General features: G+C 68.3%; 22 protein-coding genes. 16 read left to right on the top strand and 6 right to left on the bottom strand.

Annotated elements, in window-relative coordinates; genetic code table 11:
* Nucleotides 1-10 precede the first annotated feature (10 nt).
* From K6142_RS04305 to lon, 12 genes are all read left to right on the top strand, one after another.
* Complete coding sequence (locus K6142_RS04305) at nt 11-550, top strand: deoxycytidylate deaminase (RefSeq protein WP_223290306.1); 540 nt, start codon at nt 11-13, stop codon at nt 548-550.
* Nucleotides 551-554: 4 nt separating this feature from the next.
* Complete coding sequence (gene ribD, locus K6142_RS04300) at nt 555-1,823, top strand: bifunctional diaminohydroxyphosphoribosylaminopyrimidine deaminase/5-amino-6-(5-phosphoribosylamino)uracil reductase RibD (RefSeq protein WP_190244526.1); 1,269 nt, start codon at nt 555-557, stop codon at nt 1,821-1,823.
* 42 nt (nt 1,824-1,865) lie between these two features.
* Nucleotides 1,866-2,558 (top strand): riboflavin synthase, encoded by a 693-nt coding sequence (locus K6142_RS04295; RefSeq protein ID WP_190244525.1) that lies wholly within the window; start codon nt 1,866-1,868, stop codon nt 2,556-2,558.
* An 89-nt stretch (nt 2,559-2,647) separates the two neighbouring features.
* On the top strand, nt 2,648-3,877 hold the full coding sequence (locus tag K6142_RS04290) for a bifunctional 3,4-dihydroxy-2-butanone-4-phosphate synthase/GTP cyclohydrolase II (RefSeq protein WP_015946710.1): 1,230 nt from the start codon (nt 2,648-2,650) through the stop codon (nt 3,875-3,877).
* 100 nt (nt 3,878-3,977) lie between these two features.
* A complete protein-coding gene (gene ribE / locus K6142_RS04285) occupies nt 3,978-4,448 on the top strand; it encodes a 6,7-dimethyl-8-ribityllumazine synthase (RefSeq protein ID WP_015946709.1) in 471 nt (156 codons plus the stop codon).
* 4 nt (nt 4,449-4,452) lie between these two features.
* Nucleotides 4,453-4,950, top strand: coding sequence for a transcription antitermination factor NusB (gene nusB, locus K6142_RS04280; RefSeq protein WP_190244524.1), 498 nt, complete (start codon nt 4,453-4,455; stop codon nt 4,948-4,950).
* A 352-nt stretch (nt 4,951-5,302) separates the two neighbouring features.
* Nucleotides 5,303-7,807, top strand: coding sequence for a leucine--tRNA ligase (gene leuS / locus K6142_RS04275; protein WP_190244536.1), 2,505 nt, complete (start codon nt 5,303-5,305; stop codon nt 7,805-7,807).
* A gap of 80 nt (nt 7,808-7,887) precedes the next feature.
* Complete coding sequence (gene lptE, locus K6142_RS04270) at nt 7,888-8,406, top strand: LPS assembly lipoprotein LptE (RefSeq protein WP_190244523.1); 519 nt, start codon at nt 7,888-7,890, stop codon at nt 8,404-8,406.
* Nucleotides 8,407-8,497: 91 nt separating this feature from the next.
* Complete coding sequence (locus K6142_RS04265; RefSeq protein WP_190244522.1) at nt 8,498-9,634, top strand: DNA polymerase III subunit delta; 1,137 nt, start codon at nt 8,498-8,500, stop codon at nt 9,632-9,634.
* Nucleotides 9,635-9,810: 176 nt separating this feature from the next.
* Nucleotides 9,811-10,488, top strand: a complete 678-nt coding sequence (gene radC / locus K6142_RS04260) for a RadC family protein (RefSeq protein WP_015946703.1) — start codon at nt 9,811-9,813, stop codon at nt 10,486-10,488.
* Nucleotides 10,489-10,634: 146 nt separating this feature from the next.
* A complete protein-coding gene (locus tag K6142_RS16535) occupies nt 10,635-10,973 on the top strand; it encodes an acylphosphatase (protein WP_190244521.1) in 339 nt (112 codons plus the stop codon).
* 19 nt (nt 10,974-10,992) lie between these two features.
* Nucleotides 10,993-13,686, top strand: a complete 2,694-nt coding sequence (gene lon, locus K6142_RS04250; protein WP_190244520.1) for an endopeptidase La — start codon at nt 10,993-10,995, stop codon at nt 13,684-13,686.
* A 131-nt stretch (nt 13,687-13,817) separates the two neighbouring features.
* On the opposite strand, the gene K6142_RS04245 is transcribed toward lon, so the two are convergent.
* The 3 genes from K6142_RS04245 to K6142_RS04235 all read right to left on the bottom strand — a co-directional run bounded on the left by K6142_RS04245 (nt 13,818) and on the right by K6142_RS04235 (nt 19,026).
* Nucleotides 13,818-17,120: an EAL domain-containing protein gene (locus tag K6142_RS04245; protein ID WP_190244519.1), complete on the bottom strand. Its 3,303-nt coding sequence runs from the start codon at nt 17,118-17,120 to the stop codon at nt 13,818-13,820.
* Between the two features lie 302 nt (nt 17,121-17,422).
* Nucleotides 17,423-18,616, bottom strand: a complete 1,194-nt coding sequence (locus K6142_RS04240) for an AI-2E family transporter (RefSeq protein WP_190244518.1) — start codon at nt 18,614-18,616, stop codon at nt 17,423-17,425.
* A 227-nt stretch (nt 18,617-18,843) separates the two neighbouring features.
* Entirely contained in the window at nt 18,844-19,026 is a 183-nt protein-coding gene (locus K6142_RS04235) for a hypothetical protein (RefSeq protein WP_015946698.1), read from the bottom strand.
* Between the two features lie 214 nt (nt 19,027-19,240).
* Here K6142_RS04235 and K6142_RS04230 point away from each other — a divergent pair, with 214 nt between their 5' ends.
* Complete coding sequence (locus K6142_RS04230; protein WP_015946697.1) at nt 19,241-19,447, top strand: hypothetical protein; 207 nt, start codon at nt 19,241-19,243, stop codon at nt 19,445-19,447.
* Nucleotides 19,448-19,514: 67 nt separating this feature from the next.
* Here K6142_RS04230 and K6142_RS04225 read toward each other — a convergent pair whose 3' ends face one another.
* The 3 genes from K6142_RS04225 to K6142_RS04215 all read right to left on the bottom strand — a co-directional run bounded on the left by K6142_RS04225 (nt 19,515) and on the right by K6142_RS04215 (nt 22,625).
* Complete coding sequence (locus K6142_RS04225) at nt 19,515-20,903, bottom strand: hypothetical protein (protein WP_223290305.1); 1,389 nt, start codon at nt 20,901-20,903, stop codon at nt 19,515-19,517.
* Between the two features lie 266 nt (nt 20,904-21,169).
* Complete coding sequence (gene mazG / locus K6142_RS04220; protein WP_190244516.1) at nt 21,170-22,033, bottom strand: nucleoside triphosphate pyrophosphohydrolase; 864 nt, start codon at nt 22,031-22,033, stop codon at nt 21,170-21,172.
* Nucleotides 22,034-22,148: 115 nt separating this feature from the next.
* Complete coding sequence (locus tag K6142_RS04215) at nt 22,149-22,625, bottom strand: CvpA family protein (protein ID WP_190244515.1); 477 nt, start codon at nt 22,623-22,625, stop codon at nt 22,149-22,151.
* A gap of 761 nt (nt 22,626-23,386) precedes the next feature.
* Between K6142_RS04215 and K6142_RS04210 the strand changes: the two genes are divergently transcribed.
* From K6142_RS04210 to K6142_RS04200, 3 genes are all read left to right on the top strand, one after another.
* Nucleotides 23,387-24,613 (top strand): HDOD domain-containing protein, encoded by a 1,227-nt coding sequence (locus K6142_RS04210; protein WP_190244514.1) that lies wholly within the window; start codon nt 23,387-23,389, stop codon nt 24,611-24,613.
* On the top strand, nt 24,606-25,517 hold the full coding sequence (locus K6142_RS04205; protein ID WP_190244513.1) for a PAS domain-containing protein: 912 nt from the start codon (nt 24,606-24,608) through the stop codon (nt 25,515-25,517). Before K6142_RS04210 ends, K6142_RS04205 begins: the two co-directional genes overlap by 8 nt.
* Before the next feature lie 300 nt (nt 25,518-25,817).
* Nucleotides 25,818-26,909: an HD domain-containing phosphohydrolase gene (locus K6142_RS04200; protein WP_190244512.1), complete on the top strand. Its 1,092-nt coding sequence runs from the start codon at nt 25,818-25,820 to the stop codon at nt 26,907-26,909.
* Nucleotides 26,910-26,991 lie beyond the last annotated feature (82 nt).

Below are 26,991 nucleotides of genomic sequence, written 5' to 3'. Positions count from 1 at the left end.
CATGTCCGCGCTGTCCCGCCTGCCTTGGCCCCAGTACTTCATGGAGATCACCTACCTCGTGGCCGAGCGCTCCACCTGCACCCGGCGCAAGGTGGGCGCCATCGCGGTGAAGGACAAGCGCATCCTGGCCACGGGCTACAACGGCGCGCCCTCGGGCGTGGCACATTGCCTGGACGTGGGCTGCCTGCGCACCCAGCTTGGCGTGCCCTCGGGCCAGCGCCACGAAATCTGCCGGGGGCTGCACGCGGAACAGAACGTCATCGTGCAGGCCGCCATCCATGGCATTTCGCTGGCCGGTTCGGAAATCTACTGCACCACCCAGCCCTGCCTGATCTGCACCAAGATGCTCATCAACTGCGGCGTCACGGCCATCCGCTACGCGGAATCGTACCCCGACCAACTGGCCGAGGACATGCTGCGCGAATCGGGCGTGCACTACGAGGTGCTGCCCTTCACCCCGCGCACGGGCGGCCCGTGCCTGCCGCCGGATGCCCCGGCTCCCGATCAGGGTGGGGGCTGTGGCGGCGGCTGCGCCTGCGGGGGCAGGTAGCGCCATGACCGCGCCGCATCCGTTTGAAATTTTCATGCGCGAGGCCATCGCCCTTGCCCGGCGGGGCCGCTGGCGCGCAGCGCCCAACCCCACTGTGGGCGCGGTACTGGTGCGCGACGGCCAGGTGGTGGCGCGCGGTTACCACACGGCCTGCGGCATGCCCCATGCCGAGGTGGAATGCCTGCGTGACGCGGCGGCCAATGGCGTGGACCCGGCAGCCTGCACCCTGGTGGTCACGCTGGAACCATGCAACCACCACGGCAAGACCCCCCCCTGCTCGCAGGCGGTGCTGGCGGCGGGCATCCGCCACGTGGTGGTGGGCATGGCCGACCCCAACCCGGTGGCCAGGGGCGGCGCGGAATTTTTGCGCCAGCACGGCGTGCGGGTGGATATGGGCGTATGCGAGCAGGACTGCCGCGATCTGGTGGCCGACTTCGTCACCTGGAAAAAGACCGACCTGCCCTACGTCATCCTGAAGCTGGCCAGCACGCTGGACGGGCGCATCGCCACCCGCGCGGGCCATTCACAGTGGATAAGCTGCGCGGCCTCGCGCCGCCGGGTGCACGCCATCCGCGCGGGCGCGGGCCATGCCGGGGGCGCGGTGCTGGTGGGCGGCGGAACCCTGTTCGCCGACAACCCGCTGCTGACCGCCCGCTGCGGTGATTTTTCCGATGCCTTTCCCTCCGCCCCTCAAGGGGGCTGCGCCGGTATTGACGAAGCAGACGCCCCGTGCCGCCAGCCGCTGGCCGTAGCCGTCACCTCGCGCATGGACGAGGTTGCCGCGCGGGCTGGCGACCTTGCGCTGCTGCAACAGCGGGCGGCGGACACCTTTTTCTGGACCACGGAGACGGCGGCGGCATCCCCGGCAGCCGACACGGTGCGCGCCGTGGGCGCGCGGGTGTGGGGCCTGCCGGGCCTGGACGCCCAGAACGGGCAGGACGGACAGAACGGGCAGAGCGGGACGGACGGCACCACCTGCTCCGGCGGCACGGGGTTGGACCTGCGCGCGGGCCTGGCCCGGTTGCGTGCCGAGGCCGGTTGCCTGTACGTGCTGTGCGAGGGTGGCGGGCAGTTGGGCCTGGCCCTGCTGGAAGCCGGACTGGTGCACGAATTCGAACTGCACCTGGCCCCCAAGGTGCTGGGCGACAACGTGGCGCGGCCCCTGTTCGATGGTCGCGCGCCCCTGCGCATGGACGATGCGCTGGGCCTGCGCGTTGCCGACACCGCACCCAGCGGGGATGACATCATCGTGACCTTGCGCCAGAAGGTGTAGGCACGTTCAGACAACGGCGGCACGCCGCCTCGGAGAGTGTTCATGTTCACCGGCATCATTCAGGGACAGGGCGGCATCGTGGCCGTGGAGGGCGCGGGCAAGGAAACCCGCCTGCGCATCCGGCCCTTGTTCATGCTGTCCGACATCGTGGTGGGCGAATCCATCGCGGCCAACGGCGTGTGCCTGACCGTGGAAACCCACGGCGGCAGCCGCGACGCGGCCTGGTACACCTGCTACGCCTCTGCGGAAACCATGCGCCTGACCACCCTGACCGACCTCAAGACCGGTGACAGGGTGAACCTGGAACGCGCGCTGGCCATGGGCGACCGGCTGGGCGGCCACATGGTGGCGGGGCACGTGGACTGCGTGGCCACCGTGGCCGAGGTGCGCGAAGAAGGCGAATCGCGCCGCTACCGGCTGAAGTTTCCGCAGGAATTCGGCCCCCAGGTCATCCCCAAGGGCTCCGTGGCTCTTGACGGGGTGAGCCTGACGGTTAATCATTGCGGCCCGGATTTTCTGGAGGTCAACGTCATCCCCGAAACGCAGCGGGTCACCACCATCGCAGGGTGGAAGCCCGGAGTCCGCGTGAACATGGAGACGGACCTCATCGGCAAGTACGTGCAGCGCATGCTTTCGGCATGGCAGGGCGGCGCATCCGCCACGGGCCATGCTGCCTCCGGCTCCGGCGGGGGTGGAGCGCTGACCGTGGAATTCCTGAAGGAACACGGTTTCTAGGCGTTTTCGCAGAACGCCGGGGCCGGGTCTTCACCCATGTCCAGAACGCCGCGCCCGCACGGGGCGGCGCCGCATATCCAGAGGTAGCCATGCCCATTTGCAAGACCGAGGAAGCCATCGAGGAAATCCGCAAGGGTAAGATGATCATCCTCGTGGACGACGAAGACCGCGAGAACGAGGGCGACCTGACCATCGCCGCAGAGCACGTCACCCCCGAGATCATCAACTTCATGGCCACGCACGGGCGCGGCCTGATCTGCCTGGCCCTTGAACCGGCCCAGGTGGACAAGCTGCAACTGCCCATGATGACCCGCCGCAACGGCTCGAAGTTCGGCACCAACTTCACGGTGTCCATCGAGGCGCGCAAGGGCGTGACCACGGGCATCTCCGCCGCCGACCGCGCCACCACCATCCTTGCTGCCGTGGCCGACGAGGCCCAGCCCGAAGACCTGGTGACCCCCGGCCACATCTTTCCGCTGCGGGCCCAGAAGGGCGGCGTCATGGTGCGCGCCGGGCAGACCGAGGGCAGCGTCGATCTGTCGCGGCTGGCCGGACTGAAGGGCGCGGCGGTGATCTGCGAGATCATGCGCGACGACGGCGAAATGGCCCGCATGCCCGACCTGATCGAGTTCGCGAAAAAGCACGACATGAAGATCGCCACCATCCGCGATCTGATCCGCTACCGCATGCAGTCGGGCCTGCTGTCCGTGAAGCGCGTGGCCGAAGCGCAGATGCCCACCAAGTACGGCGAATTCCGCGTCATCGCGTACGAGAACGAACTGCACGACGAAACCCACCTGGCGCTGGTCAAGGGCGACATCACCCCCGGCGAACCGGTGCTGGTGCGCGTGCACAGCGAATGCCTGACCGGCGACGTGCTGGGCTCCATGCGCTGCGACTGCGGCGGCCAGCTGGCGGCGGCCATGTGCCAGATCGCGGGCGAGGGCAAGGGCGTGCTGCTGTACATGCGCCAGGAAGGGCGCGGCATCGGCCTTGCGAACAAGATTCGCGCCTATGCCTTGCAGGACCAGGGTTACGACACCGTGGAGGCCAACCACAAGCTGGGCTTCAAGGCGGACCTGCGCGACTACGGCATCGGCGCGCAGATACTGGTGGACCTTGGCGTGCGCAAGATGCGCATGATGACCAACAACCCCAAGAAGATCATCGGCCTTGAAGGCTACGGCATCGAGGTGGTGGAACGGGTCCCCGTGGAGCTGGAATCCTGCTCCTTCAACGAGACGTACCTGCGCACCAAGAAGGAGAAGATGGGCCATCTTCTCGAACTGAAGCACCACGACGCGCCGACCGAAATCTAACCGACACGCAACCGCCCCGCCCGCGCCCGGCAACGCCCGGCGCGGGCGGAGGACGGCCCCATATCACGCCCCGGCGCGCCGCCGGAAAAGGAGACCCCCAATGCTGCACGTCAAGACCATCGAGGGCCAGTTCGACGCCAAGGGCCTGAAGTTCGCCATCATCGCCACCCGCTTCAACGACTTCATCGTGGACCGCCTGGTGGGCGGCGCGGTGGACTACCTGGCCCGCCACGGCTGCGAGCGCGAGGACATGACCATCGTCCGCATTCCCGGTGCGTTCGAAATGCCCATCGTGGCCCAGAAGCTGGCCAAGAGCGGCCGCTACCATGGCATCATCGCCCTGGGCGCCGTCATTCGCGGGGCCACCCCCCATTTCGACTTCGTGGCCGGTGAAGCCACCAAGGGCCTGGCCCACATTTCGCTCGATTCCGGCGTGCCCGTGGGCTTCGGCCTTTTGACCACCGACTCCATCGAGCAGGCCATCGAACGCGCGGGCACCAAGGCTGGCAACAAGGGCGTGGAAGCCGCCGCCGCCGTGCTGGAAACCGTGCGCGTGATGGAGCAGCTGTAACCCCATGGCCAACCAGGGCAAAAAACCCACCCGGCGCAGCGAGCGCGCGCTGGCCTTCCAGGTGTTGTACGGGCTCAGCTTTACCCCGGCCACCAGCGAAGGCGCGTTGCGCGCGGCGTATGCCGCCTCGCCCGATGTGGCCGACCGCAACGCCGAGGATGAAAAGGCCGACCGCCAAGCCCCCGCCACCGCCCCGCAGGGCTACGCGTGGGAAGTCATCCACGGCGTGTGGAAGACCCAGGGCGAACTGGACGAGGCGGTGTCCGGCTTTTCGCAGAACTGGCGCGTGGAGCGCATGGGCCGCGTGGAACTGACGCTGCTGCGCATCGCCGTGTACGAAATGCTGTTCCGCGACGACGTGCCCGCCAAGGTGGCCATGAACGAGGCCATCGAGCTTTCCAAGCAGTTCGGCGACGACAACTCGCGCGGTTTCATCAACGGCATTCTCGACGCGGTGGCCCGCGCCGTGGAGTCGGGCCGACTAACCCCCAAGGGGCAGTAGGCCCCGGTGCTGGCGGGGGAGTTCTGCGGCGCTTAACCGCCCGGAATCACCCCGCGAATGCGCAATTGGCACTTGAAGGCGCGCGTCCGAAAGGCTACGGTCTGACGGGCTCGCGCCCTCGGTCTTCCCGGCGGGCGCGAGCCCGCCAGACCAGAGAATGGAGCGGATGCCGGGTCATATACCGGACCAGATACCGCCGACATCCGCCCCATCGGCGGCCGGAACAGACACCGGCCACCAGCGGCACGGCAGGCGGACCCGGCCCAGCCCAGCCCACACGGACCAGTCCACAAGGACCAATCCATACGGACCAGCCTACAAGGACCATCGCGGCATGAAACCCGAACGCGGCATGAAATACGACCACCAGTCCATCGAAATCAAATGGCAGCGCACCTGGGAAGAAAGCGGCGCCTTCCACTGCGACCACCACTCCGACAAGCCCAAGTACTACGTGCTCGAGATGTTCCCCTACCCTTCGGGCAACATCCACATGGGGCACGTGCGCAACTACTCCATCGGTGACGTGGTGGCGCGCTTCAAGCGCATGCAGGGCTTCAACGTGCTGCACCCCATGGGCTGGGACGCCTTCGGGCTGCCAGCGGAAAACGCCGCCATCAAGCACGGCACCCATCCCGCCAAGTGGACCTTTTCCAACATCGACAACATGCGCACCCAGTTGCGCCGCCTTGGCTACTCGTATGACTGGCGGCGCGAACTGGCCACCTGCACGCCCGAATACTACCGCTGGGAGCAGCAGTTCTTCCTGCGCTTCTTTGAAAAGGGCCTGGTGTACCGCAAGCAGGCCCCGCAGAACTGGTGCCCCAAGTGCCACACAGTGCTCGCCAACGAGCAGGTCATCGAAGGGCTGTGCTGGCGCTGCGATTCCGCCGTGGAGCAAAAGAACCTGACCCAGTGGTTCCTGCGCATCACCGACTACGCGGAAGAACTGCTGGCCGACCTTGACAAACTGGAGGCGGGCTGGCCCGAGCGCGTGGTGAGCATGCAGCGCAACTGGATCGGCAAGTCCATCGGCGCGGAGATCGTGTTCCCGCTGGAGGGCTCCGGCGGATCGGGCAATGACGGCTCCATCACCGTGTTCACCACCCGGCAGGACACCGTGTTCGGCGCCACCTTCATGAGCCTTGCGCCGGAACACCCGCTGGTGGAACAACTCATTGACGGAAAGCCCGAAGCCCCGGCGGTGCGCGCCTTCGTGGAACGCATCCGCAACATGGACCGCATCGTGCGCCAGTCGGACGACCTGGAGAAGGAAGGCGTGTTCACCGGCGCCTACTGCGTGAACCCCTTCACCGGGCGCCGCATGCCCATCTGGGTGGCCAACTTCGTGCTGGCGGAATACGGCACCGGCGCGGTCATGGCCGTGCCCGCGCACGACCAGCGCGACTTCGAATTCGCCCGCAAGTACGACCTGCCCATGCAGGTGGTCATCCAGCCGGAAGGCGACGCGCTGGACACCGCCGCCATGCAGGCCGCCTGGACCGAGGCGGGCCTGCTGGTCAATTCCGGCGAGTTCGACGGCCTGCCCAACGAGGCCGCCAAGCAGAAGATCGCCGATTCGCTGGAAGCCTCCGGCAAGGGCCGCCGCACCGTCAACTTCCGCCTGCGCGACTGGAACATTTCGCGCCAGCGTTACTGGGGCGCGCCCATTCCCGTGGTGTACTGCGATGCCTGCGGCGTGGTGGCCGAAAAGGACGAGAACCTGCCCGTGCTGCTGCCGCTGGAAGTGCGCACCCACGAGGATGGCCGCTCGCCCCTGCCCGACACCCCCGAATTCGCGGAATGCGCCTGCCCCAAATGCGGGGGCAAGGCCCGCCGCGAAACCGACACCATGGACACCTTCGTGGAGTCCTCGTGGTATTTCGCGCGCTACACCAGCGCCAGCGAGGACGACGGCGCATTCGACCCCGCCGCGCTCAAGTACTGGATGCCCGTGGACCAGTACATCGGCGGCGTGGAGCACGCCATCCTGCACCTGCTTTACTCGCGCTTCTTCGTGAAGGCCCTGCGCGACTGCGGCTACATGGACCTTGACGAGCCCTTCGCCAACCTGCTCACCCAGGGCATGGTGCTGAAGGAAGGGGCCAAGATGTCCAAGTCCAAGGGCAACGTGGTGGACCCCACCGAAATGATCGCCCGTTACGGGGCGGACACGGTGCGCCTGTTCTGCCTGTTTGCCGCGCCGCCGGAACGCGACTTCGACTGGAGCGATTCGGGCATCGAGGGTTCCTACCGCTTCATCGGGCGCATCTGGCGCCTGGCCGAGGAACTTTCCGGCGTGCTCCTGCCGGTCAAGGCCTGCTCTGCCACGGCGGCGGACGCGGCAACGCCCCAGGGCAAGGACCTGCGCAACAAGGAACACGCCACGGTGCGCAAAGCCGGGGCGGACATCAGCGACAGGTTCCAGTTCAACACGGCCATCGCGGCGGTGATGGAACTGGTCAACGCCCTGTACCTGGCCAAGGACGAACTGTCCGGCGACGAGGGCGGACGGAAGGTGCTGTCCAGCGCCGTGGCCACCGTGCTCACGCTGCTTTCGCCCATCACTCCGCACATCGCCGAGGAACTGTGGGCCAGCATCGGCAACGCCGGTCGCATCACCGACGAGCCGTGGCCGCAGTGGAGCGAGGAAGCCCTGGCCCGTGACGAGGAAACCATCGTGGTCCAGATCAACGGCAAGCTGCGCGGCCGCGTCAGCGTGCCCGCAGGCGCGGACGCCAAGGCCATAGAGGCCGCCGCCCTGTCGGAACCCAACGTGGCCCGCCATCTGGAGGATGTCACCGTGCGCAAGGTCGTCGTCATTCCCGGCAAGCTCGTCAACGTGGTGGTCGGCTAGCCATGGCCGCCGCGTCCTTCAGGAGCCCTGGCCCCAGCGCGGGCCGCAACGGCGGATTCCTGTCCCGCATGACGCGGCACATGCCGCGCATTTTCCCGGTCGTGGCCCTGCTGGCCACCCTGGCCGCCCTGTCCGCGCTGAGCGCGCTGACCGGCTGCGCGGGGTACCACCTGACCAGCGAGGAAACCGGCATCTTCGGCGACGGCGGCAAGACCCTCAAGGTCAAGAACGTGGACAACCCCACCATGTACTCGTGGCTGCCGTACATCCTGCGTTCCTCCCTGCGCGACGAAGTAGGCGCGCGCAGTCTGGCGGTATGGAAGGACGAGGGCCGCGCGGACTACGAGATCAAGCTGCGGGTGCATTACTTCCGCCTGCGCGGCGACGTGCGCGACTCCGACGACAGGACGCAGCTGTACACCGCCTCCATGGGCGCAGAGGCCACGGTGTACGACGGCGCCACCAACGCCGTGGTCTGGGAGTCGGGGCTTGTCAGCTACTCCGACTCGTACGACACCTACAACGAGCGCGATGCCGCCGAAAAGGTGGGCGTCGAACTGGTGCGACGGCTGGTGGACAGGATGCGCCAGCGCTTCTAGACCGCAGGCCAAGGCCCGGATATAAACGGCCCGAGGGGAGGCGTTCCCTTCGGGCCTTCTTGTTGCCGCCCCGCAACCCCACGGTGACTGCATGACCCGACCCGGCTTCACCATCTGCATCTGCCCCGACGCCCGCCTGACCCGCGACCGCATCGACGCGCTGCTGGCCGCGCACCCGCCCGCAGCGCCCGCGACGGGGGCCGATTCCGCTGCGGCTTCCATGTCCGGCGCGCTTGGGGGCATGGCCGCGCCCGCGACCTGGGACCGTCAGGCCTTCTGGGGCGACGAGCCCCTGCCCCCCGCCTTCTGGGAACACCTGACGCTCCAGGGGCTGTTCGCCACGCCGCGCGCCTTGGTGGTGCGCAACGCCCAGAACCTGCCCGCGGAAACATGGAAGCGCATCTCCGCCGCCCTGGCCAAGCCCAACCCGCTGGCATGGCCGTTCCTGTGCCTGGAGGTCCCCTTCGACAAGGGCCAGCCCAAGGTGCCCGCCCACATCGCCAAGCTGCGCTGCCTCGACTTCGCGGATTCGCAGAAGTGGATCTGGCGTTCGCCGGGCCTGGACGAGCGCGGCGTGGCCACCTTCGTGCGCCAACATGCCGCCTCGCGCGCCATCCGCTTTGCCCCCGGCGCGCTGGAGGCGGTATGCGCCGCCCTTCCACCTGACGCCACGGCCATCGCCACCGAACTGGAAAAAATCTCGCTGGCCGCTGGCGACGGAGAGGTTACCCCGGCCATGGCCGCGCTGGTGGACCACGCGGCGGACATCGACATCTTTGCCTTCATGCGGGCGCTGCAAGCGGGCAACGCCCCCATGACCGTGTGGCGCCAGGTGCTGCGCGACCGACTGGGCGGCGACTCCATGCTGTTTCCCTTTCTGGGCATGCTGCTGCGCGAAACGCGCATCCTGTGGCAGTTGCTGGCGGGCGAGCCGGTGCGTCTGCCCCCCTCGGTACTGCCGCCCAAGCAGCAACTGGCGCGCCAGTTGGGCCATGCCGGGCTTGCCCGGATATGGGACCTGGCGCTGGAGGCGGAACTGGGCATCAAGAGCGGCGAACGCTCGCCCGAGCAGGCCATGGAAATGCTGGTGGCAGGGCTGTTCACCCTGTTTGCCCGCAGCCGCCGCGCCGCGACCGGTACCGGCCCGGCCAGCCCCGGTCAGGCGGGCGGGGGACACCCCGGCAGGCCCCGTCCCGCGGCGTATGCGCCGGGCGGGCACAGGAACTGACGGATGATGTCCCGCTTGCCCCAAACCGCCCACCCTGCCGTTGCGCCCTGCGGCGCCCACCCGGCTCGCGGCGCCCGGCATGCCGCGCCCCGTCATGTCGCACCCGGTCATGCCCGTCCCGCAACCGTGGGTCGCGCCCGTACAACGGGCTTGCACGCCACGCACGACTGCTTATTATGACCACTGGTCCCCACTACCACGGGCACCGCGAACGGGTGCGGGCCAGGCTGCGCAACGACCCCGCCGCCCTGCCCGACTACGAGGTGTTGGAATTGCTGCTGGGCCACGTGCTGCTGCGCCGCGATACCAAGCCGCTGGCCAAGGAACTGCTGTCCCGCTTCGGCAGCCTGCGCGGCGTGCTGGACGCGCGCCCCTCGGAGCTGATGGGGGTAAAGGGCTTCGGCCCGGCCATGCTGGATTTCTGGGCCCTGCTGCGCGAGGTGATGGCCCGCTACGTGGAAACCCCGGCCCGCGAGCGCGAGGTGCTGGGCAGCCCGCAGGCGGTGGCGGAAATGGCCCGCATGCGCCTGGCCGCCTCGCCCCACGAGGAGGTGTGGGTGGCCCTGCTGGACACCCAGAACCGCCTGGTGGCGTGGGAACGGGCCTCGCGCGGCACGGTGAACGCATCGGTCGTGTACCCGCGCGAAATCCTGGAACTGGCCCTGCGGCACAAGGCGGCATCGATCATCCTGGTGCACAACCACCCCGGCGGCAATCCGTCGCCGTCGGCGGGAGACATCGAGATCACCCGGCAACTGGAACTTTCGGCCAAGGCCATCGGCATGCGCCTGCTGGATCACGTCATCGTCACCGACGACGCCTGCTACAGCCTGAAGGACGACGGCCTTATCTGACGGAAGCCCCATCCGGCAGAAACCTCGTCCGGCAACGGCCCGATCTGGCGGAAACCTGAACTGGCGGCAGCCGCCTCCAAGGCAGGACGCCCCCGCAGCACACCGCCCGGCACGCCGACGCCGGACAAAACCGGGAGCACACGCCCATGCCACGCAGCCGATTCAGGGTCACCGGCCGGGTGCAGGGGGTGGGGTTTCGCTCGTGGACCGGGCGCACCGCCCGCGCCCTGAGGCTTGCCGGGTGGGTGCGCAATCTGCCCGACGGCAGCGTGGAACTGGAAGCCGAGGGGCCGGACGAGCGCATGGACGCCCTGCGCGAGGCCCTGTGGAAAGGCCCCATGTTCGCCAGGGTCACCGGGGTGGAAGAACAGGCCCTGAACGAGCACGCCCTGAACATGCATTCCGTGGACGGACAACCATCCGATGCGCCCGGCACGCGGGACGGACAGAACGCCCCCCTGCAAGATTTCCATATCCGATTCTGACTCGCGAGGAGCACCCCGCATGACCGACGACATATACGACGACGGCACCCCCGACGAATCCGGCCAAACCACCGGCAAGCCGCAAAAGAAGCAGGACTCGGCGTCCGCCAGCCCTGCCGCCGATGCGGCCTCCGGTCCGGCCCCCGACGCCGCGCCCGACGCTGCAAATGGCGTCACCGTCATCGCCGTCCAGACCGGCGCCCAGGACGACCCGGAGCAGGTTGCACCGGATCAGGCCGCTCCGGGCAAGACCGCCGGCATCGAGGTTGCCGTGTCCGCGCCGCCGCGCGCCGGTGACGATGCCCGTGCCCTTGATTTCGATGGCCTGAGCGGCCCCGACGCGGACAATCCCGGCGGCTCCGAATCTTCGGAGACGCCCGAAGGTCCGGAACTGCCCGTGCTGCCCGACGAACTGCCCGTGCTACCCGTGCGCGACGTGGTGGTGTTCAACTACATGATCCTGCCCCTGTTCGTGGGCCGCGAAAAGTCGGTGCAGGCCGTGGACGCCGCCCTCAACGGCAGCCGCTATCTGATGATCTGCACCCAGCGCGACGAATCGGTGGACGACCCCGCGCCGGAAGACCTGCACCCCACCGGCACGGTGGTCATGATCATGCGCATGCTGAAGATGCCCGACAACCGGCTGAAGGTGCTGGTGCAGGGCATCAGCCGCGCCCGCGTGGAATCCTTCGGCGTGGGCGACGGCTACCTTACCGCCCGCGTGGAAACCCTGCCCGAGCCGGAACTGGGCCCGCCCACGGTGGAGCAGGAAGCCATGATGCGCGCCGCCCGCGAGCAGAGCGAAAAGATCCTTTCGCTGCGCGGCATCGCCACCTCGGACATCATGGCCGTGCTCAATTCCGTGGACGATCCGGGCCGCCTTGCCGACCTCATCGCCGCCAACCTGCGCATGAAGGTTTCCGACGCGCAGGCCATCCTGGAATGCACCGACCCCGACGCCCGGCTGCGTCTGGTCAACGAGCAGCTGGTCAAGGAAGTGGAAGTGGCGTCCATGCAGGCCAAGATCCAGAGCATGGCGCGCGAGGGCATGGACAAGGCCCAGAAGGACTACTTCCTGCGCGAGCAGATGAAGGCCATCCGCCGCGAACTGGGTGAATCGGGCAACGAGGACGAGGAACTGGAAGACCTCACCCGCGCCCTGGAACGTTCCGGGTTGCCGCGTGAAGTCCGCAAGGAGGCCGACAAGCAACTGCGCCGCCTAGCCTCCATGCACCCCGACTCGTCCGAGGCCACCGTGGTGCGCACCTACCTGGAATGGCTGGCGGAACTGCCGTGGGCCAAGCTTTCGCGCGACCGGCTGGACATCAACAAGGCCAAGGTGATCCTGGACGAGGACCACCTGGGCCTTGCCAAGGTCAAGGACCGCATTCTGGAATACCTCAGCGTGCGCAAGCTGAACCCCAAGTCCAAAGGGCCCATCCTGTGCTTCGCGGGGCCTCCCGGCGTGGGCAAGACCTCGCTGGGCCGGTCCATCGCCCGCGCCATGGGCCGCAAGTTCCAGCGCATCTCGCTGGGCGGCATGCGCGACGAGGCGGAAATCCGCGGCCACCGACGCACCTACATCGGCGCCATGCCGGGGCGCATCGTGCAGAGCCTGAAGCAGCTGGGCACGCGCAACCCCGTGCTGATGCTGGATGAAATCGACAAGATCGGCTCCGACTTCCGGGGCGATCCGTCATCGGCACTGCTGGAGGTGCTGGACCCGGAACAGAACTTCTCGTTCAGCGACCACTACCTGAACGTGCCCTTCGACCTGTCCAAGGTCATGTTCATCTGCACCGCCAACCAGTTGGACACCATTCCCCCGCCCCTGCGCGACCGCATGGAGGTCATCTCCATTCCCGGCTACACCATGCAGGAAAAGCTGGCCATCGCCCGCCGCTACCTGCTGCCGCGCCAGGCCAAGGAAAACGGCCTGTCTCCGCGCGAGGTGACCGTGCCTGACGCGCTCATAGAGCGCATCATCACCGGCTACACCCGCGAGGCAGGGTTGCGGAATCTGGAGCGCGAAATCGGCTCGCTGTGCCGCAAGGTGGCCCGCCGCAAGGCTGAGGGCGAAAAGGGCCCCTTCCGGGTCACCCCCCGCATGCTGGAAAAGCTGCTGGGCGCGCCCCGCTTCATCGACGAGGAAAAGGAAGCCGAACTGCTGCCCGGCGTGGCCCTGGGCCTGGCCTGGACCCCCTACGGCGGCGAGGTGCTGCACGTGGAAGTCACCCCCATGAAGGGCAAGGGCGGCGTGACCATGACCGGCCAGCTCGGGGACGTGATGAAGGAAAGCGCGCAGGCCGCCATCTCCTACGCGCGCAGCCGCGCCGAACAGCTGGGCATCGAGCCCGACTTCTCGGAAAAGCTCGACCTGCACATCCACGTGCCCGCAGGCGCCACCCCCAAGGATGGCCCCTCCGCCGGGGTAACCATGGTCACCGCGCTGCTCTCCGCCATCACCGGCAAGCCCGTGCGCAGCGACCTGTGCATGACCGGCGAGATCACCCTGCGCGGCCGCGTGCTGCCCGTGGGCGGCATCAAGGAAAAGATCCTGGCCGGGGTGGCGCGCGGCATGCAGCACGTCATCATCCCGCGCCAGAACGTCAAGGACCTGGAAGACATTCCCGCAGATCTGCTGCGCCGCATCCAGGTTCACCCCGTGGCCCACATCGACGACCTGCTGCCGCTGGCGTTTCCGAAAGAATAAACAGCGAACGGGGGAGGGAGACCCTTTTCGCTCTGCGGTCGCCATCCGTAAGGTTCGCACTTCGTGCTCACCTAACGGCTGCCGCAAAGGGTCCCCTCCCCGGTTCTCTTTTCAGGATCAGATGCTTCCCCCTACCCCGCCGAAAGCGGCAGGGGGCAGCGGCGTTCCAGCAGCTTGACGGTTCGATCGAAGGGCAGCGGGCGGGAGTACAGGAAGCCCTGCCCGTACAGGCAGCCCAGTTCCAGCAGCACCTCGGCCTGTTCTGGCTGTTCGATGCCTTCGGCCACCACGCCGAGGCCGAGGCCCCGGCCCAGGCTGACGATGGACTGCACGATGCCGTAGGCGGCCTTTTCCTCGTGCACGCGGCTGGTGAACGACTTGTCGATCTTGATCATGTCCATGGGGAACTGGCGCAGGTAGTTCAGCGAGGAATAGCCGGTGCCGAAGTCGTCGAGCACCAGCGAGACGCCCAGTTCCTTGAACTTCCACAGCTTGTCGGTAACGGCGTCCACGCCGGTCAGCAGCAGGCTTTCGGTGATTTCCAGCCGCACGTCCAGCGGGTTGCAGCCCGATTCCAGGATGACGGCGGAATAGCTTTCCACCATGTTCCAGCGGCGGAAGCTGCGCGCGGAAATGTTCAGGTTCAGGGCGAATTCCGCCGCCGGCCCGGCCCGCTCGCGCAGGGCGCGCACGGAGGCGCAGCCCAGTTCCAGCACGTGCCGGTCCAGGTGGTAGATCAGCCCCGATTCCTCGGCCAGGGGGATGAACTCCGACGGCGACAGCAGGCCGAGGTCCGGGTGGTTCCAGCGCACCAGCGCCTCCAGCCCGGTGATGCGGGCGGTGCGCAGCGAAACCACGGGCTGGAAGTACAGTTCTATCTCGCCGCGCTCCATGGCCCGGCGCAGTTCGTTTTCGCGGCGCAGCTTGTCCGGGACGGCGGAGGGCACGTCCTCGTCGAACAGTTCGTAGCGGCCCTTGCCCGATTCCTTGGCGCGGAACATGGCAAGGTCGGCGTCGCGCAGGATGTCCTCTGCGGATGCGTACTGCCGGGCACGCACCACCACGCCGATGCTGGCGGCCATGTACACCTCGGTGTCGCGCACCGGAAACGGCGTGCGCAGGGCGTCCTGAATGCGCTCGACGATGGTGCCCACCTCGGCGGTGTCCTCCACGTCGTCCAGCAGCACGGCAAATTCGTCGCCGCCGCAGCGGGCCAGGGTGTCCACCTCGCGCAGGCAGGGCAGCACCCGGTCGGAAAACAGACGCAGCAGCTCGTCGCCCGCGCGATGGCCCAGACTTTCGTTGACCACCTTGAAGCGGTCGATGTCCAGGAACAGCACGGCAAAGCGGTAATGATCGTGACGCCGGGCCCGCTTGAGGGCGCTTTCCACACGGTCCAGCAGCAGCACCCGGTTGGGCAGGCCGGTGAGCACGTCGTGGAAGGCGGTCTGGGTCATGCGCTCCTCGTCGCGGGTGGCCGGGTCGCGCCCGGCGCGTCCGTTGCCGCCCTCCAGCGGGGTGACCTGCAACAGGGCGCACGGGGGGTGGCCCGCCTCGCCGGGCAGGATGCGCAGGCTCTGCTGCATCCAGCGCTTTTCACCGTCGGCCCGCAGGAACGGCCACGAGGTCTCCACCATGCCTCCGGCGGTCTCGCCCATGCCCGCCGCCGCACGGATGGCCGACACGGAAAGCCACAGCCCGCCGAACTCGCGCAGGGCCTGCCCGGCCACGTCCGGGGGCAACAGGTCGCGCAGGTCCGTGCCCGCCAGCACGCCATCGGGATAGCCGAAGGCGGCCTCGAAGGCCCGGTTCACCGCCAGCAGCCTGCCCCCGGCATCCAGCAGGGCCATGCCCGCCACGGCGTCCATGAACGAGGCGCGGTAGCGCACCTCGTCCAGGGCGCGGCGGCCCAGATCACGCCGGGCGGCCAGGGCGTCGGCCACGTGGCCGGACACCAGTTCCAGCAGGCGGCGATCCTCCGCAGAAAAACCCGGCCTGACCCGCGCGGGTACGGGACGCGGCAGGGGTTGCGTGCCGACCGGCTCCGTGCGTTCGGCCCGTTTGGCCCGTTTGGCCCGTTCCGCCTGATCGGGCTGATCGGCCTGATCGGGCTGACCGGGCTGACCGGGCTGAACAGATAGAACTGGCAGAGTACCGGGGCCGCCCCTCTCGGCATCTTCCCCACCCGCCACCTGGCACACCATGGCCCCCAGCACCTCTCCGGTGCGGGTGCGCAGCGGCACGCCCAGCCAATGGGCGGGCACGGGATCGGGCAGCAGGCATTCGCCAAGCTCGACCAGTTCGCGCAGTTCGTCGGCGTCCACGCGCACGGTCTCGCCGCGCAGGTACACGCGCGCCGCAAGGTCGCACGGGGGCGCGGCATCCTTGCGCCCGGCAGCCTCGGCGGACGAATACACGGTGCGGCTGCCGTCGCCGGGATAAACCACCAGTTCCGGCGGCTCGCCCGGCAGCAGCGAACGGAAGATGCGCGTGAAGGCCGCCCCCAGGCTGTCGGGGTCGGTTTCGTGCAGGGTGGCGTGGGCGATGAGGTGCAGTGCGGCGCGATAGCGGTCGGGCCGGGCGGTGCCGGGCGTCTGGGCGCCGTCGGTGGCGGACCAGCCCACGGGAAAGGGCACGTCGTCGAAGCGGCGCCGGGCCAGTGCCTCTGGCCGGTCGCCGCCCCTTTCTGGCCGGTCCGTGCGATTTGGGCGTTCCAGCGGGCGCACCAGATGCACCACGTGCAGCGGCAGGCCCAGGGCGTCGTGCACCGCGTACAGGGTGACCGAGGCCAGCATGGTGCCGCCATCGCCGCGCAGGAAGCGCTTGCGCACGCTGCCGCCCTCGTCCTGGCCGGAGGCCACGCGCAGGAACAGCGCCAGCACGTCCGCCGTGCCTTCCATCCCCACCAGACGGGCGCAGAACAACGAAGGAATGCCTTCCGGGCCGCAGCCCAGCAGGTCGGCCATGCGGCCGTTCATGTACAGCAGCTGGCCCGCCGGGTCGAACACGCACACGCCGATGCCCGCCGCGCCGAACTGCGCGGCCAGGTCTCCATGGGGCCAGAACCTGCCGGATGAGGCCAGGTCAGGTCCGCGCGGGTCCGATGCAGAAGCGACGGACGGGGAATCCTGCGTGGTGGTGGCTGTGGTGGAAATCGCCCCGGAGGTGTCGGGCGCGGGCGGCGCGCCCGGTTCTTCCTGCAACGCGTCCGGGGCGGGCTTGCCCAGCATGGCGGACAGGTCCGGCAGACCGGCGAAGGGGCCATCGCCCGCCACGCGGGGGGAAGGCGGCAGCGGCGACAACGAGGGCCGCCGGGGCGCGTTCGGGCTGGCCATGGCCTCGGCCATGGCTGAGCGTTCCGGATCGGCATGCGGCTCGGCGTGCGCTCCGGCGGTGCCGGGCATGGTGTGTACACCGGAAGGTTCGCGCAACACGTCTCCCCCTGCGGGCCAAAACCCGGCTCATCGACGGTTTGCGATACAGGGCCGGACGTACCGGCGGGCCGCGCTCCGCAATGCGCACGGCGCAGGCCATGCAACGGCAATCAATGCGCGGACAACGACAGCGGGCAGGTCAGCGTGACGGGCACCGGTGCGTTCGCGGCACTGCCCCCTCGCCGCGGGCGGTCGGCGCCCCACCCAGTCCATCGCCTACCGGTAACCTAGAAAAATGGCAAGAAGGGCACGAGGGTACGGAATCCATGCGTTTCCGGGCCGGTGGATTCCGGTAGCCGCCGCTATCCGCCGTTCTTTCCTTCCGGCGACGCGGTTGCAGCGCCTCCGCCCCCTTCCGCCCCGCTGTCCGGCACCGGGCAATTGGCCCCATTCACCGTCTGCGGGGCCAGAATGTCGCGGTATTCCTCGCCGTACAGGTTCAGCATGACCATGGTGAAGCTGAGAATGAGCGGGCCGTAGATGATGCCCGCCATGCCGAAGGTCTTCAGCCCGCCCAGGATGGACAGGAAAATGTAGAATACCGAGGCACCGGAACTGCCGCGCATGAAGTAGGGCCGCAGGAAGGAATCCGCCCCGGCCACCACCAGCGAGCACCACAGCACCAGAAACACCGCCCCCTTCCATTGCCCCATCAGCAACAGATAGATGGAAGCCGGTCCCCATACCAACCCCGTGCCCACCACCGGCACCAGCGAGGCAAAGCCCATCACCGTGCCCCAGAACAGGCCGGGCATGCCCACGATGGCCATGCCAAGCCCTCCCAGCACCCCCTGCACCACGGCCACCAGCAGCCCTCCCACCAGCACGGCGCGGGCCACCCGGCGCAGGCTCTGGATGATCATGTCTTCCTGTTCCTCGCGCAGGGGGCACAGGTACTTCACCCCCTCCACCATGCGCTTGCCGTCCTTCAGCATGAAGAACATCACCAGCAGCAGAAGAAGGAAGTGCAGGAAGAACAGCATGGTGTTCCCCAGCACGTACGAGCCCCACTGGATCAGCGTCTGCCCTGCCGTGCGGGACACCTGCAACAGGTTGGTCTGGAAGTCGATGTGGCTCAGGTCGATGAACGGCAGGTTCACCCGCACCCATTGCAGCCACGGCTCCAGATTCGATTCCGACAGCAACGCCGCCGGTCCCCCGCCGCTCAGCCACTTGTTGATGGCCGTCACCGTCTGCATGCCCTGGGGAATCAGCAGGGCCACGAACACGCACAACGGAATGACGATGCACACCACCAGCCCCGTCAGCACCAGCAGTGCGGAAACAATGGAGCTGCCCCGCACCAGCGTCTTGCAGCGCAGGTGCAGAGGATAGCAGATGGCGGAGAACACCGCCCCCAGGATGAGGGTGTGCAGGAAGGATTCCACCAGTTGATAGGCCAGCCACAAGGCCAGCAACAGCAACAGGAAGAGAAAGTACGAAAACAGGTTGCGCGAGGCGGTGGCGCGATTTCCCTTGGTCGGGATGGTATTCATGGATGGGTGCCCGTTGGTGGGGTGCCGCATGCGCTGCACGGGTGCCGTGCAGCGGACACGATGAAAGGAAGCGCTCTTGCGGCCCGCCCTGCGCTGTCGCTGGCCGGGGTTGGACATGGCATGGGGCCGGACCTGCGCCTGGGCCCGGTTCATGTCGGGTCCTGTCGGCTCCGGTCGAGTCGGGTCGGGTCCGGTCGAGTCGGGTCGGGTCCGGTCGAGTCGGGCGCCTACATGGCGCCAGCGGGCTTGCCAGCCAGCCCGCAATAGCCTTCGTCACCTTCGCCGTTGCGCTGGGGATGCTTGTAGCGCCACATCATGCACTGGGCGCCGACGCAGAAGCGCATCTTGTCGTCGCTGGTCTTGAGAAAGGGACAGTAGCGGAACTTGGCTTCGTTCTGCGGCATGAGCATGGCTGCCTCCCTTGTGGGCACGACCCGTCGCGTTCTGTCCTGCCTGCCCGTGCCCCGTACGGCGAAACGGGCGGCATGGCTGCAATGGCTGGCAATGATGATACGCAAGACAGGTGCGGAATGCATCCGTTTTCACGGGTACCCCTGTGGAAAGCGGGGCACCTGCCGATAGGAAGGATACGGGGCGACTCATCCCCCGCAAAGGAGGTGCGCCATGCGGATAGACCAGTTCACCGGTGGCGCGGAGGGGATCCTGAACGTGCTGGAGCAGACCCGCCTGATGCAGCAGGACGGGCAACAGCTTGCGGCCACTCAGGCAGACGCCCTTCCCCGGCAGGAACGCCGGGACGCCGGACAGACGCAGACCGAGTCTCCCGTGGCCGTGCGCGGCCTTGGAGAGCACGTGGACGTCACCGTCTGACGCGCGGGCGCCAATGGGCACCGGGGTGCGCCGTAGCGGAACGGTTCCGTTGCGGCGCACCCGACCTTTACGAGAGCAGGCGCATCAGGTCGTCAAGCCCCGTGGCCGGGTCGAACGCCCCCAGATCATGCCCGTCCGGTGTTTTGGGAGTCATGCCCTCTTCCGCCGGGTCCAGCGCGGCGGGACGTCCCAGCACGGCCAGGCACATCCGGTCCATCAGGCGCACCTTGCGGCGCGCCTCCGCGGCGTCCAGGGCCGGGGCGTGCACCCCTTGCAGCATCAGGATTTCCATGTTCAGGCGGCCCAGCCGTTCGGTGAACTCGTCCGCCTCGCGCGCGGCGCGGGACAACCGTTCACGCCGTGCGGAAAGGGCCGCGTGCGCGCTCTTGTCGGGCGGCAGGTCGTGCAGCAGGTCCAGCCACAGGGCCAGCGTCTCGATGTAGCCGGGGTCGGACGGGGGCATGCGCCTGATGAACCGCAGCACCAGTTCGGGGCGGCTTTCGCGGGCAGGCCCGGCGGCGCTGCCGGACGAATCGGCATGCGGGGCGGGCGCGGCTTCCACCAGGTCGAACCGGGCATCGCGCAGGGCCAGCCGCACCGCCAGAGCCCGCTGTTCCGGCAGGCGTTCCGCCACGGCAACGGCCATGGACGCGGGAATCACCCGGTCCAGGCGCAGTCGGCGCACCAGCAGGGTCATTGCCCAACGGGGCACGGGCAGGGTGAGCCGGACACGCTCGAGCACGCCGGGGCCGGGCATGCTGACGGTGCCAGACGTGCCAGACGTGCCGGACGTGCCGGACGTGCCGGACGTGCCGGACGCGGCTGGCTTGTGGGGCGCATGGGCACAGTACGGCAGGTCGGGCAGGTTGGGCAGGTCGGGCATGTAGGCCAGATCGGGCATGTAGGCCAGATCGGCCAAGTCGGCCAGATCGGGCAGGTCGGGCGGATTTCCGGAACCGCCGGGGATATCCGGAACATGCAACACGGCGGTGGCGTCCGGCGGCAACACGGCCAGCACCGCGTCCGCGAGGCACACCGAGGGCGCACCGGGGACGGATGCGCCCGGCGCATCCTCGCCAGCCTGTAACGCCAGCAGTTGTTCCACGGACAGGCGCAAGGCGGTATCCGGGTACAGCAGGTATTCCAGCGCGCCTTCGGCGGCGGCGTCGGCGGTGTCAGCTGTGTCGGTGGCGTCGGCAGCATCCGGGTGATCCGGGTGATCCGGGTGATTTGACCGATCTGGGCGATCTGGAGAGGCGGGGACACCCTGCCCTTGCGGTTCGGCCCCCAGCAATGGGGCCAGCCGTGCGGCCACCTCCCTTGTCGGCAGGCCCGCAAGTCCCGTCATGCCCAGTTGGGCCTCCAGAAACGTGCGGGCAGGGGCATCCAGGCGCACCCCGCTGGCCAGCCAGCGCAGGATGGCATCGGCAATGCGCCGGGCACGCTGGTCCGGCATGCTGTCGTCCGCGACAGGAACGGCAGGGATGACGGGGGCGGGGGCGCTGGGGACGACGGAGGCAGCGGCCACCAGCGTGGCCGGACTGGCACCCCCCGGCGCGGCATCCCGCCCGGTCGCCCCTGTCGAACCGGGGGCCTGCGTCGCATGATTCGCGCGGGCCGGACGGGCACCAAGGGACGCGGGAGCACAGGCGGCAAGGCGCGTGCCCCGCTCCCCGCCGCGCAGGGCCGCGACACCGGCGGACCGGTCGAATCGGTCGGGCATCAGGCCTTTTCGGCGGCCTTCACCTCGTTCCACAGCGCGTCCTTTTCTTCAAAGGGAAGGTTGGGAAAGTCCAGCCCGCGTTCGCGCGCCAGCGCCTCCATGCCCTCGAAGCGGCGCAAGAACTTCAGCGTGGCGTAGTCCAGCGCGGCGTTGGCCTTGATGCCCTTGCGGCGGCCAAGTTCCACGATGGTGAACAGGAAGTCGCCCAGTTCCTGCTCCTGGCGCTCCTTGTCGCCGCTGGCCGAGGCATCCAGCCATTCCAGCCATTCGGCCTCCACCTGCTGCTCCACGTCCTCGTCGCTTTCCCAGGTAAAGTCCACGCGGGCGGCCTTGGAGTGCAGGCGGTACGCCTTGACCAGCGGGGGCAGCCCCTTGGGCAGGCTGTCGAACACGCCTTTCTGCGCGCCTTCGGCGGGTGCGGCCTGTGCGTCGCCCTCGGCGTCGGCATCCTCGGCCATGGCAGCCGCCTTTTCCTCGCGCTTGATGCGTTCCCAGTTGCGCAGCAGCTCCTCGCGGCTGGCGCATTCACCCTCGGCAAACACGTGCGGGTGGCGGCGGATCATCTTGGCGGCGTTGCCTTCCACGGCATCGGCCAGGGTGAACGCCCCCTTGTCGGCATACAGGCGCCCGATGAACGCCAGCAGAAACATCACGTCGCCCAGTTCCTCGCGCACGTCGTGCACCTTGCCCGAGCGGATGGCCTCCACCAGTTCGAAGCATTCCTCGATGACGTAGTCGGCCAGCGATTCGGGGGTCTGCTCACGATCCCACGGGCAGCCTTCGGGGGCCAGCAGGCGGTCGATGACGTCGGTGATGGCCTGAAGGCCGTGGGGAGAATTCGGGGACGCGGGTTCGGTGCTCATGGTCTGCGGTCCGTCGGATGCCCGGCACGCCGGGCGTTGGGGGTGGGGATGGGGAAGCAGGAATTCGGGGCGGCGTTTGCCGTCCGCCGACATTCGGGCCAGTGTTCGCCGCCCGTCAGAACAACTGCTGCGGCAAGAACGTCTTCACGTAGCCGGTAATCATCGAAAGGTACGGAATCACGCGGGAATCGCGCACAAACGCGGCGTCGGGCAAAAAGTGCAGCAGCACGGCCAGCAGTATGGAGCAGATCAGCAGCCCCTTGGCCGCGCCCATGACCCCGCCCGCCATGTGGTCCAGCCACCCCGCAAAGGTGATGACCAGCAGCTTGCGGATGATGCGCGCCACGATGGCCACCACTAGCAGCACGCCCAGGAACACGCCCACGTAGGCGATGACGTTGACCCAGCCGGGGTCGCCCACCACCTTGGCCACGTGGGGCGCGGCATCGCCGTGGTGGCGGTTGGCCAGGATGAACCCGCCGATGACCCCCACCAGTCCCGCCACCTCTTCCACGAAGCCGCGAAACAGCCCGCGCAGCACGAACAACCCGACGATGATCAGGAAGGCTGCGTCCAGCATGTTGAAATTCATTCGGTTTCCTTGGGACGAAGGGGGAATGGCGTCCGCATCCGACGACGAATGGAGAGCCGGGGGCCGGGAACCTTCGGATGCGCTCCGCCACTGGCCGGGCGCGCAGCGAAGGGAATTGCCATGACATTTCGGGATGTTTCGTGAAATTTCCGAACTGGCCCAAACTGACCCGAACTGGCCCAAACTGACCCGAACTGGCCCAAACTGACCCGAACTGGCCCGATCTGGCCTGAGCTGGCCCGATCTGGTCCCATCTGGCCAGGCAGGCCCGGGGCAACTCGCCAACGCCCCGTGACGAACCCTGCGGACGGACGCGGGACGTGCACGAAACACTCGGGGGACGCGCATGCGGCGCGGGCCGCAGCCCCCTGTCCGGGCTCGTACCTACCAGAACTCGCCCCGAAGGGGAAGCAACGCGCGGCGATCAAGGCACGGGGCCGGTCCTGGCGGCGTGCCGGTACGGCTTGGGGTGGTGCGCGGCAACCCTGTTGCATGCGCCCGGTCATTTCCTGTACTATGCTTCGGGTGCGTATTGCCCCCACGCGCCTGACACGCTTGGCGCACCTGAACGACATGGCACGCCAGACGCCCCTCGCCGGGCCGGGCACCCAGCCGGTCATCCAGCCGGGACACGCCGGATAGCCGGACATGCCCGATTCGCGAGACATGCCGGATCATACCGGACCACGCCGGGCCGCAGCAGCCCGACACCAGGCCGCGGGCCGTTTCGGGCATCTGTCCGAAGCCCTGCACGGAGCCTCATGACACGCATCAGCATCACAGACCTGAAGCCAGGCATGCGCGTGGCCGACGACATCCGCGACGGCAACGGGCGCCTGCTGTTCAAGTGCGGCGACGTGCTTTCGCCCGCGGGCTTGCGCATTCTCAAGATCTGGGGCGTCACCGAGGCCGCCGTCATCGGCGAAGAGGACGGCGAGGGTGACATGCCCCCCACGGTGGCAGCCCGCTTCGACGAGGCCATGGAACGCACCCGCGCCCACTTCGCCCTGCACGACCCGGCCAACCCGCACGTGGCCGCGCTGATGCGCCACTGCGCCTTGCGCCTTGCCGCCTCTCCCCCGCCATGGCCCGCCACCCCAGGCGAGGCCCCGAGCCCGGTGCGGCCAGACCCGGCCCCCCGCCCGGTAACGCTGGAATCTGTCCTGCGAGAAGACATGCGCTTCGGCACCCTGCCCAGCGTGTTCCACCGCCTGGTGGAGGTGGTCAACGACCCGCGCAGTTCCGCCGCCGACGCGGCAGAAATCATTTCCAAGGACACCGACCTTTCCGCGCGGCTGCTGCGCATCGCCAACAGCGCCTACTACGGGCTGCGCGCGCGCATAGAAACCATCACTCGCGCCGTGTCCATCATCGGCACCAACCAGCTGGTATCGCTGGCCATGGGGGTCAGCGTGGTGACGGCCTTCCGCGGGGTGCCGCAGGATCTCGTGGACATGCGCGCCTTCTGGACGCACTCCATCGCCTGCGGCGTGGCCGCGCGCATCCTGGCCGGGCTGCACCGCATGAGTAACAGCGAACGGTTCTTCGTGGCCGGGCTGCTGCACGACATGGGGCGGCTGGCCATCTACGGCCAACTGCCCGACCACGGGCGGCTGCTGCTGGCAGAGGCCCGCACGCGCGGCACCACGGTGCGCTCGCTGGAACGCGACATCGTCGGCTTCACCCATGACGCAATGGGCGGGGCCATCCTGCGGCAATGGAAATGCCCGGTATCGCTGGAACGCAACGTCCAGCGGCACCACACGCCCGAAAGCTCCAGCGGCAGCTGCGAACCGGCCATCATGGCCGTGGCGGACCTGCTGGCCAACGCCCTGGGCTACGGCACCAGCGGCGAGGTGCTGGTACCGCCCCTGAGCGACGAAGGCTGGGCCGCCCTGGCCCTGCCTCCCGGCGCGGTGGTGCAGACAGCCAACCAGATGGAATATCAGGTGCTGGAAATCATCAGATTCCTGGAAACGCATGACTAGCAACGACCCCACCTTCGGCAGCGCGGGCCTGCACGCCCGGCTGCGCCACCTTGAAGACCAGGCCCGGTTCACGCTCGACGTGCTGGACATGGCCTTCAACCTCGGCGACTTCCAGACCTGCATCAACCGGCTGGAAGAACCATCCGCCCTGCTGGACGAGGCCGTGGCGCGCATCGGCGAGCTGGTGCAGTTTTCGGTGACGGCATTCTACCTGGTGGACGAACAGACCTCTGACTTCATGCTTGGCCTGTGCCGCCCCAGCGAGGAAGGACCGGCCATCGAACGCGAGGTGGAACGGCTCATCGAGACCGGGGTGTTCGCCCTGGCCGTGCGTGAAAACCGGCCCATCACCGTGTATTCCTCGGACAACAGCCACCGCCTGGTGCTCAGCGTGCTGGCCACCACCTCGCGCGTGCGGGGGATGTTCGTCGGGGCCATGCCGCGCACCGAAAAGAATCTCTCGGGCATCCTGCTTTCGCTGCTCTCGCTCATCCTCAAGCACTGCGCCAACGCCATCGAGAGCTTCGAGCTGTACCGCCTGCTGCGCGAGCACGAACGCCGTCAGCGCGAATTCATCGACACCCTGTCCGTCACGGTGTTCGAAACCGATCCGGCGGGCGTGCTGCGCTCGCTGAACCGCGCCGCCGCCGCCCAGTTCGGCATCGACCCGGCTGCCCTGCCCCCGGCGGCGGGCCTGCTGGACCTGCTGGCACCGGACGAGCGCCCCCGCATGGCCGCCGCCATCGCCGCTGCATTGCGCGACGGGCACCCCACCTCGCTGGCCTGCACGGCCATGCACGCATCGGGCGCAACCTTCCCCGCCGTGCTGCACCTTGCCCCCTGCATGCACGAAGGGCTGTGCACCGGGCTGCGGGGCGTGGTGGGCCGCCACCCGACGGAATGACCTTTCGCGCCGGGGCGGACATCCCGCTCCGGCCATTGGAGGCAACGCGCGGCAGACCATGACGGGCCTGCGCTGGCGCCGGACAGAGCCCTTCCCCCTTGCAGTGGTTACCGCCGCCTGCTAGTGTTCGCTTACTCGATACGCGCTCTGCCATGGCCTGACCGCCGTGGCGAGTTGCCGTGCCGCCCCGGATGGCTGGTTACACCCGTCCACACCGGCCATTCGTATCCGGCCCACCTGGCCCGCCACGCAGCCAAACCCGGCCCTGCCCGCGTCCACGCCGTTCTTTCGGAACACGCCATGCCCACTGCGCCCACCATTCTGGTCATCGACGACGACCCGCAGGTTCGCGGCTCGTTGGCCGACTTTCTGTCGGACAGCGGCTACGGGGTCTTGCAGGCCGAAGATGGCCTCGCCGGTCTGGATGCCTGGCAGGCGCACCAGCCGGACCTTGTGCTGGTGGACCTGCGCATGCCGGTGCTGGACGGGCTTTCGGTAATCCGGGCCATCACCGCCTCTGGCATGGGTACGCCGGTGGTAGTGGTTTCCGGCACCGGAGTGCTGCGCGATGCCGTGGCCGCCCTGCGCGAAGGCGCCTGGGACTACCTGACCAAGCCCCTGGAAGACATGGGCGCCCTGGAACACACCGTGGAGCGCTGCCTGGAACGGGCGCGCCTGCTGGCGGAAAACGAGGCCTATCGGGCCGGGCTGGAAGCGCGCATCGCCGAGCGCACCCGCGAACTGCGCACCGCCTGCGACCAGCTCAGCGGCATGATGGAAGCCACGGTGGATTCGCTGTCGCGGGTCACCAACCTGAAAGACGCCTATACCGGCACCCACCAGGCCCGCGTCACCGTGCTGGCCACCGCCATGGCCCGCAGGCTGGGCATGCCCCCCGACGAGGTGGAGGCAGTGCGCGTGGCGGGCATGCTGCACGACATCGGCAAGCTGTGCATCCCCGCTCAGTACCTGCTGAAACCCACCGTGCTCGATACCCACGAAATGGCCTTCATGCGGCAGCACCCCCAGTTCGGGCACGACATCCTGGAAACCATTCCCTTCCCCCACCCCGTGGCGCGCATGGTGTTGCAGCACCACGAACGGCTGGACGGCTCCGGATACCCGCACGGCGTGGCGGGTGATGCCCTGTTGCAGGGGGCGCGCATTCTGGGCGTGGCCGACGTGGCCGAGGCCATGTGCTCGCACCGTCCCTACCGCCCCGCCCACTGCCTGGAAGAGGCCATGGACGAACTTTCGGCGGGCAGGGGCACCCTGTACGCCGCCGACGTGGTGGACGCCTGCCTGGACCTTTTGCGCGGCAACCACACCGACATGCCGGATGTGGCCGAAGTGCTGCGCCAGTTGCGCAACGGCGACGCCGTGTGTTCGTAAGCGGACAGCCGCGCGCTGCCCGGCCCGCGTCCGCCCGCACCGCCTTCCGGTTGCCTGCCTGCGTCCCCCCCCGTCCACCCTT

Origin of the sequence: Nitratidesulfovibrio sp. SRB-5 (assembly GCF_019931275.1) — a bacterium.
Lineage (GTDB): Bacteria > Desulfobacterota > Desulfovibrionia > Desulfovibrionales > Desulfovibrionaceae > Cupidesulfovibrio.
Note: the sequence above shows the minus strand (reverse complement) of the source record. Positions and strands in the feature narration are given on the sequence as shown.

Coding starts and splice junctions, on each gene's coding strand:
- ribD (WP_190244526.1), top strand. CDS start 555: ATGACCGCGCCGCATCCGTTTGAAATTTTCATGCGCGAGGCCATCGCC.
- K6142_RS04295 (WP_190244525.1), top strand. CDS start 1,866: ATGTTCACCGGCATCATTCAGGGACAGGGCGGCATCGTGGCCGTGGAG.
- K6142_RS04290 (WP_015946710.1), top strand. CDS start 2,648: ATGCCCATTTGCAAGACCGAGGAAGCCATCGAGGAAATCCGCAAGGGT.
- ribE (WP_015946709.1), top strand. CDS start 3,978: ATGCTGCACGTCAAGACCATCGAGGGCCAGTTCGACGCCAAGGGCCTG.
- nusB (WP_190244524.1), top strand. CDS start 4,453: ATGGCCAACCAGGGCAAAAAACCCACCCGGCGCAGCGAGCGCGCGCTG.
- leuS (WP_190244536.1), top strand. CDS start 5,303: ATGAAATACGACCACCAGTCCATCGAAATCAAATGGCAGCGCACCTGG.
- lptE (WP_190244523.1), top strand. CDS start 7,888: ATGCCGCGCATTTTCCCGGTCGTGGCCCTGCTGGCCACCCTGGCCGCC.
- K6142_RS04265 (WP_190244522.1), top strand. CDS start 8,498: ATGACCCGACCCGGCTTCACCATCTGCATCTGCCCCGACGCCCGCCTG.
- radC (WP_015946703.1), top strand. CDS start 9,811: ATGACCACTGGTCCCCACTACCACGGGCACCGCGAACGGGTGCGGGCC.
- K6142_RS16535 (WP_190244521.1), top strand. CDS start 10,635: ATGCCACGCAGCCGATTCAGGGTCACCGGCCGGGTGCAGGGGGTGGGG.
- lon (WP_190244520.1), top strand. CDS start 10,993: ATGACCGACGACATATACGACGACGGCACCCCCGACGAATCCGGCCAA.
- K6142_RS04240 (WP_190244518.1), bottom strand. CDS start 18,616: ATGAATACCATCCCGACCAAGGGAAATCGCGCCACCGCCTCGCGCAAC.
- K6142_RS04235 (WP_015946698.1), bottom strand. CDS start 19,026: ATGCTCATGCCGCAGAACGAAGCCAAGTTCCGCTACTGTCCCTTTCTC.
- K6142_RS04230 (WP_015946697.1), top strand. CDS start 19,241: ATGCGGATAGACCAGTTCACCGGTGGCGCGGAGGGGATCCTGAACGTG.
- K6142_RS04225 (WP_223290305.1), bottom strand. CDS start 20,903: ATGCCGGACCAGCGTGCCCGGCGCATTGCCGATGCCATCCTGCGCTGG.
- mazG (WP_190244516.1), bottom strand. CDS start 22,033: ATGAGCACCGAACCCGCGTCCCCGAATTCTCCCCACGGCCTTCAGGCC.
- K6142_RS04215 (WP_190244515.1), bottom strand. CDS start 22,625: ATGAATTTCAACATGCTGGACGCAGCCTTCCTGATCATCGTCGGGTTG.
- K6142_RS04210 (WP_190244514.1), top strand. CDS start 23,387: ATGACACGCATCAGCATCACAGACCTGAAGCCAGGCATGCGCGTGGCC.
- K6142_RS04205 (WP_190244513.1), top strand. CDS start 24,606: ATGACTAGCAACGACCCCACCTTCGGCAGCGCGGGCCTGCACGCCCGG.
- K6142_RS04200 (WP_190244512.1), top strand. CDS start 25,818: ATGCCCACTGCGCCCACCATTCTGGTCATCGACGACGACCCGCAGGTT.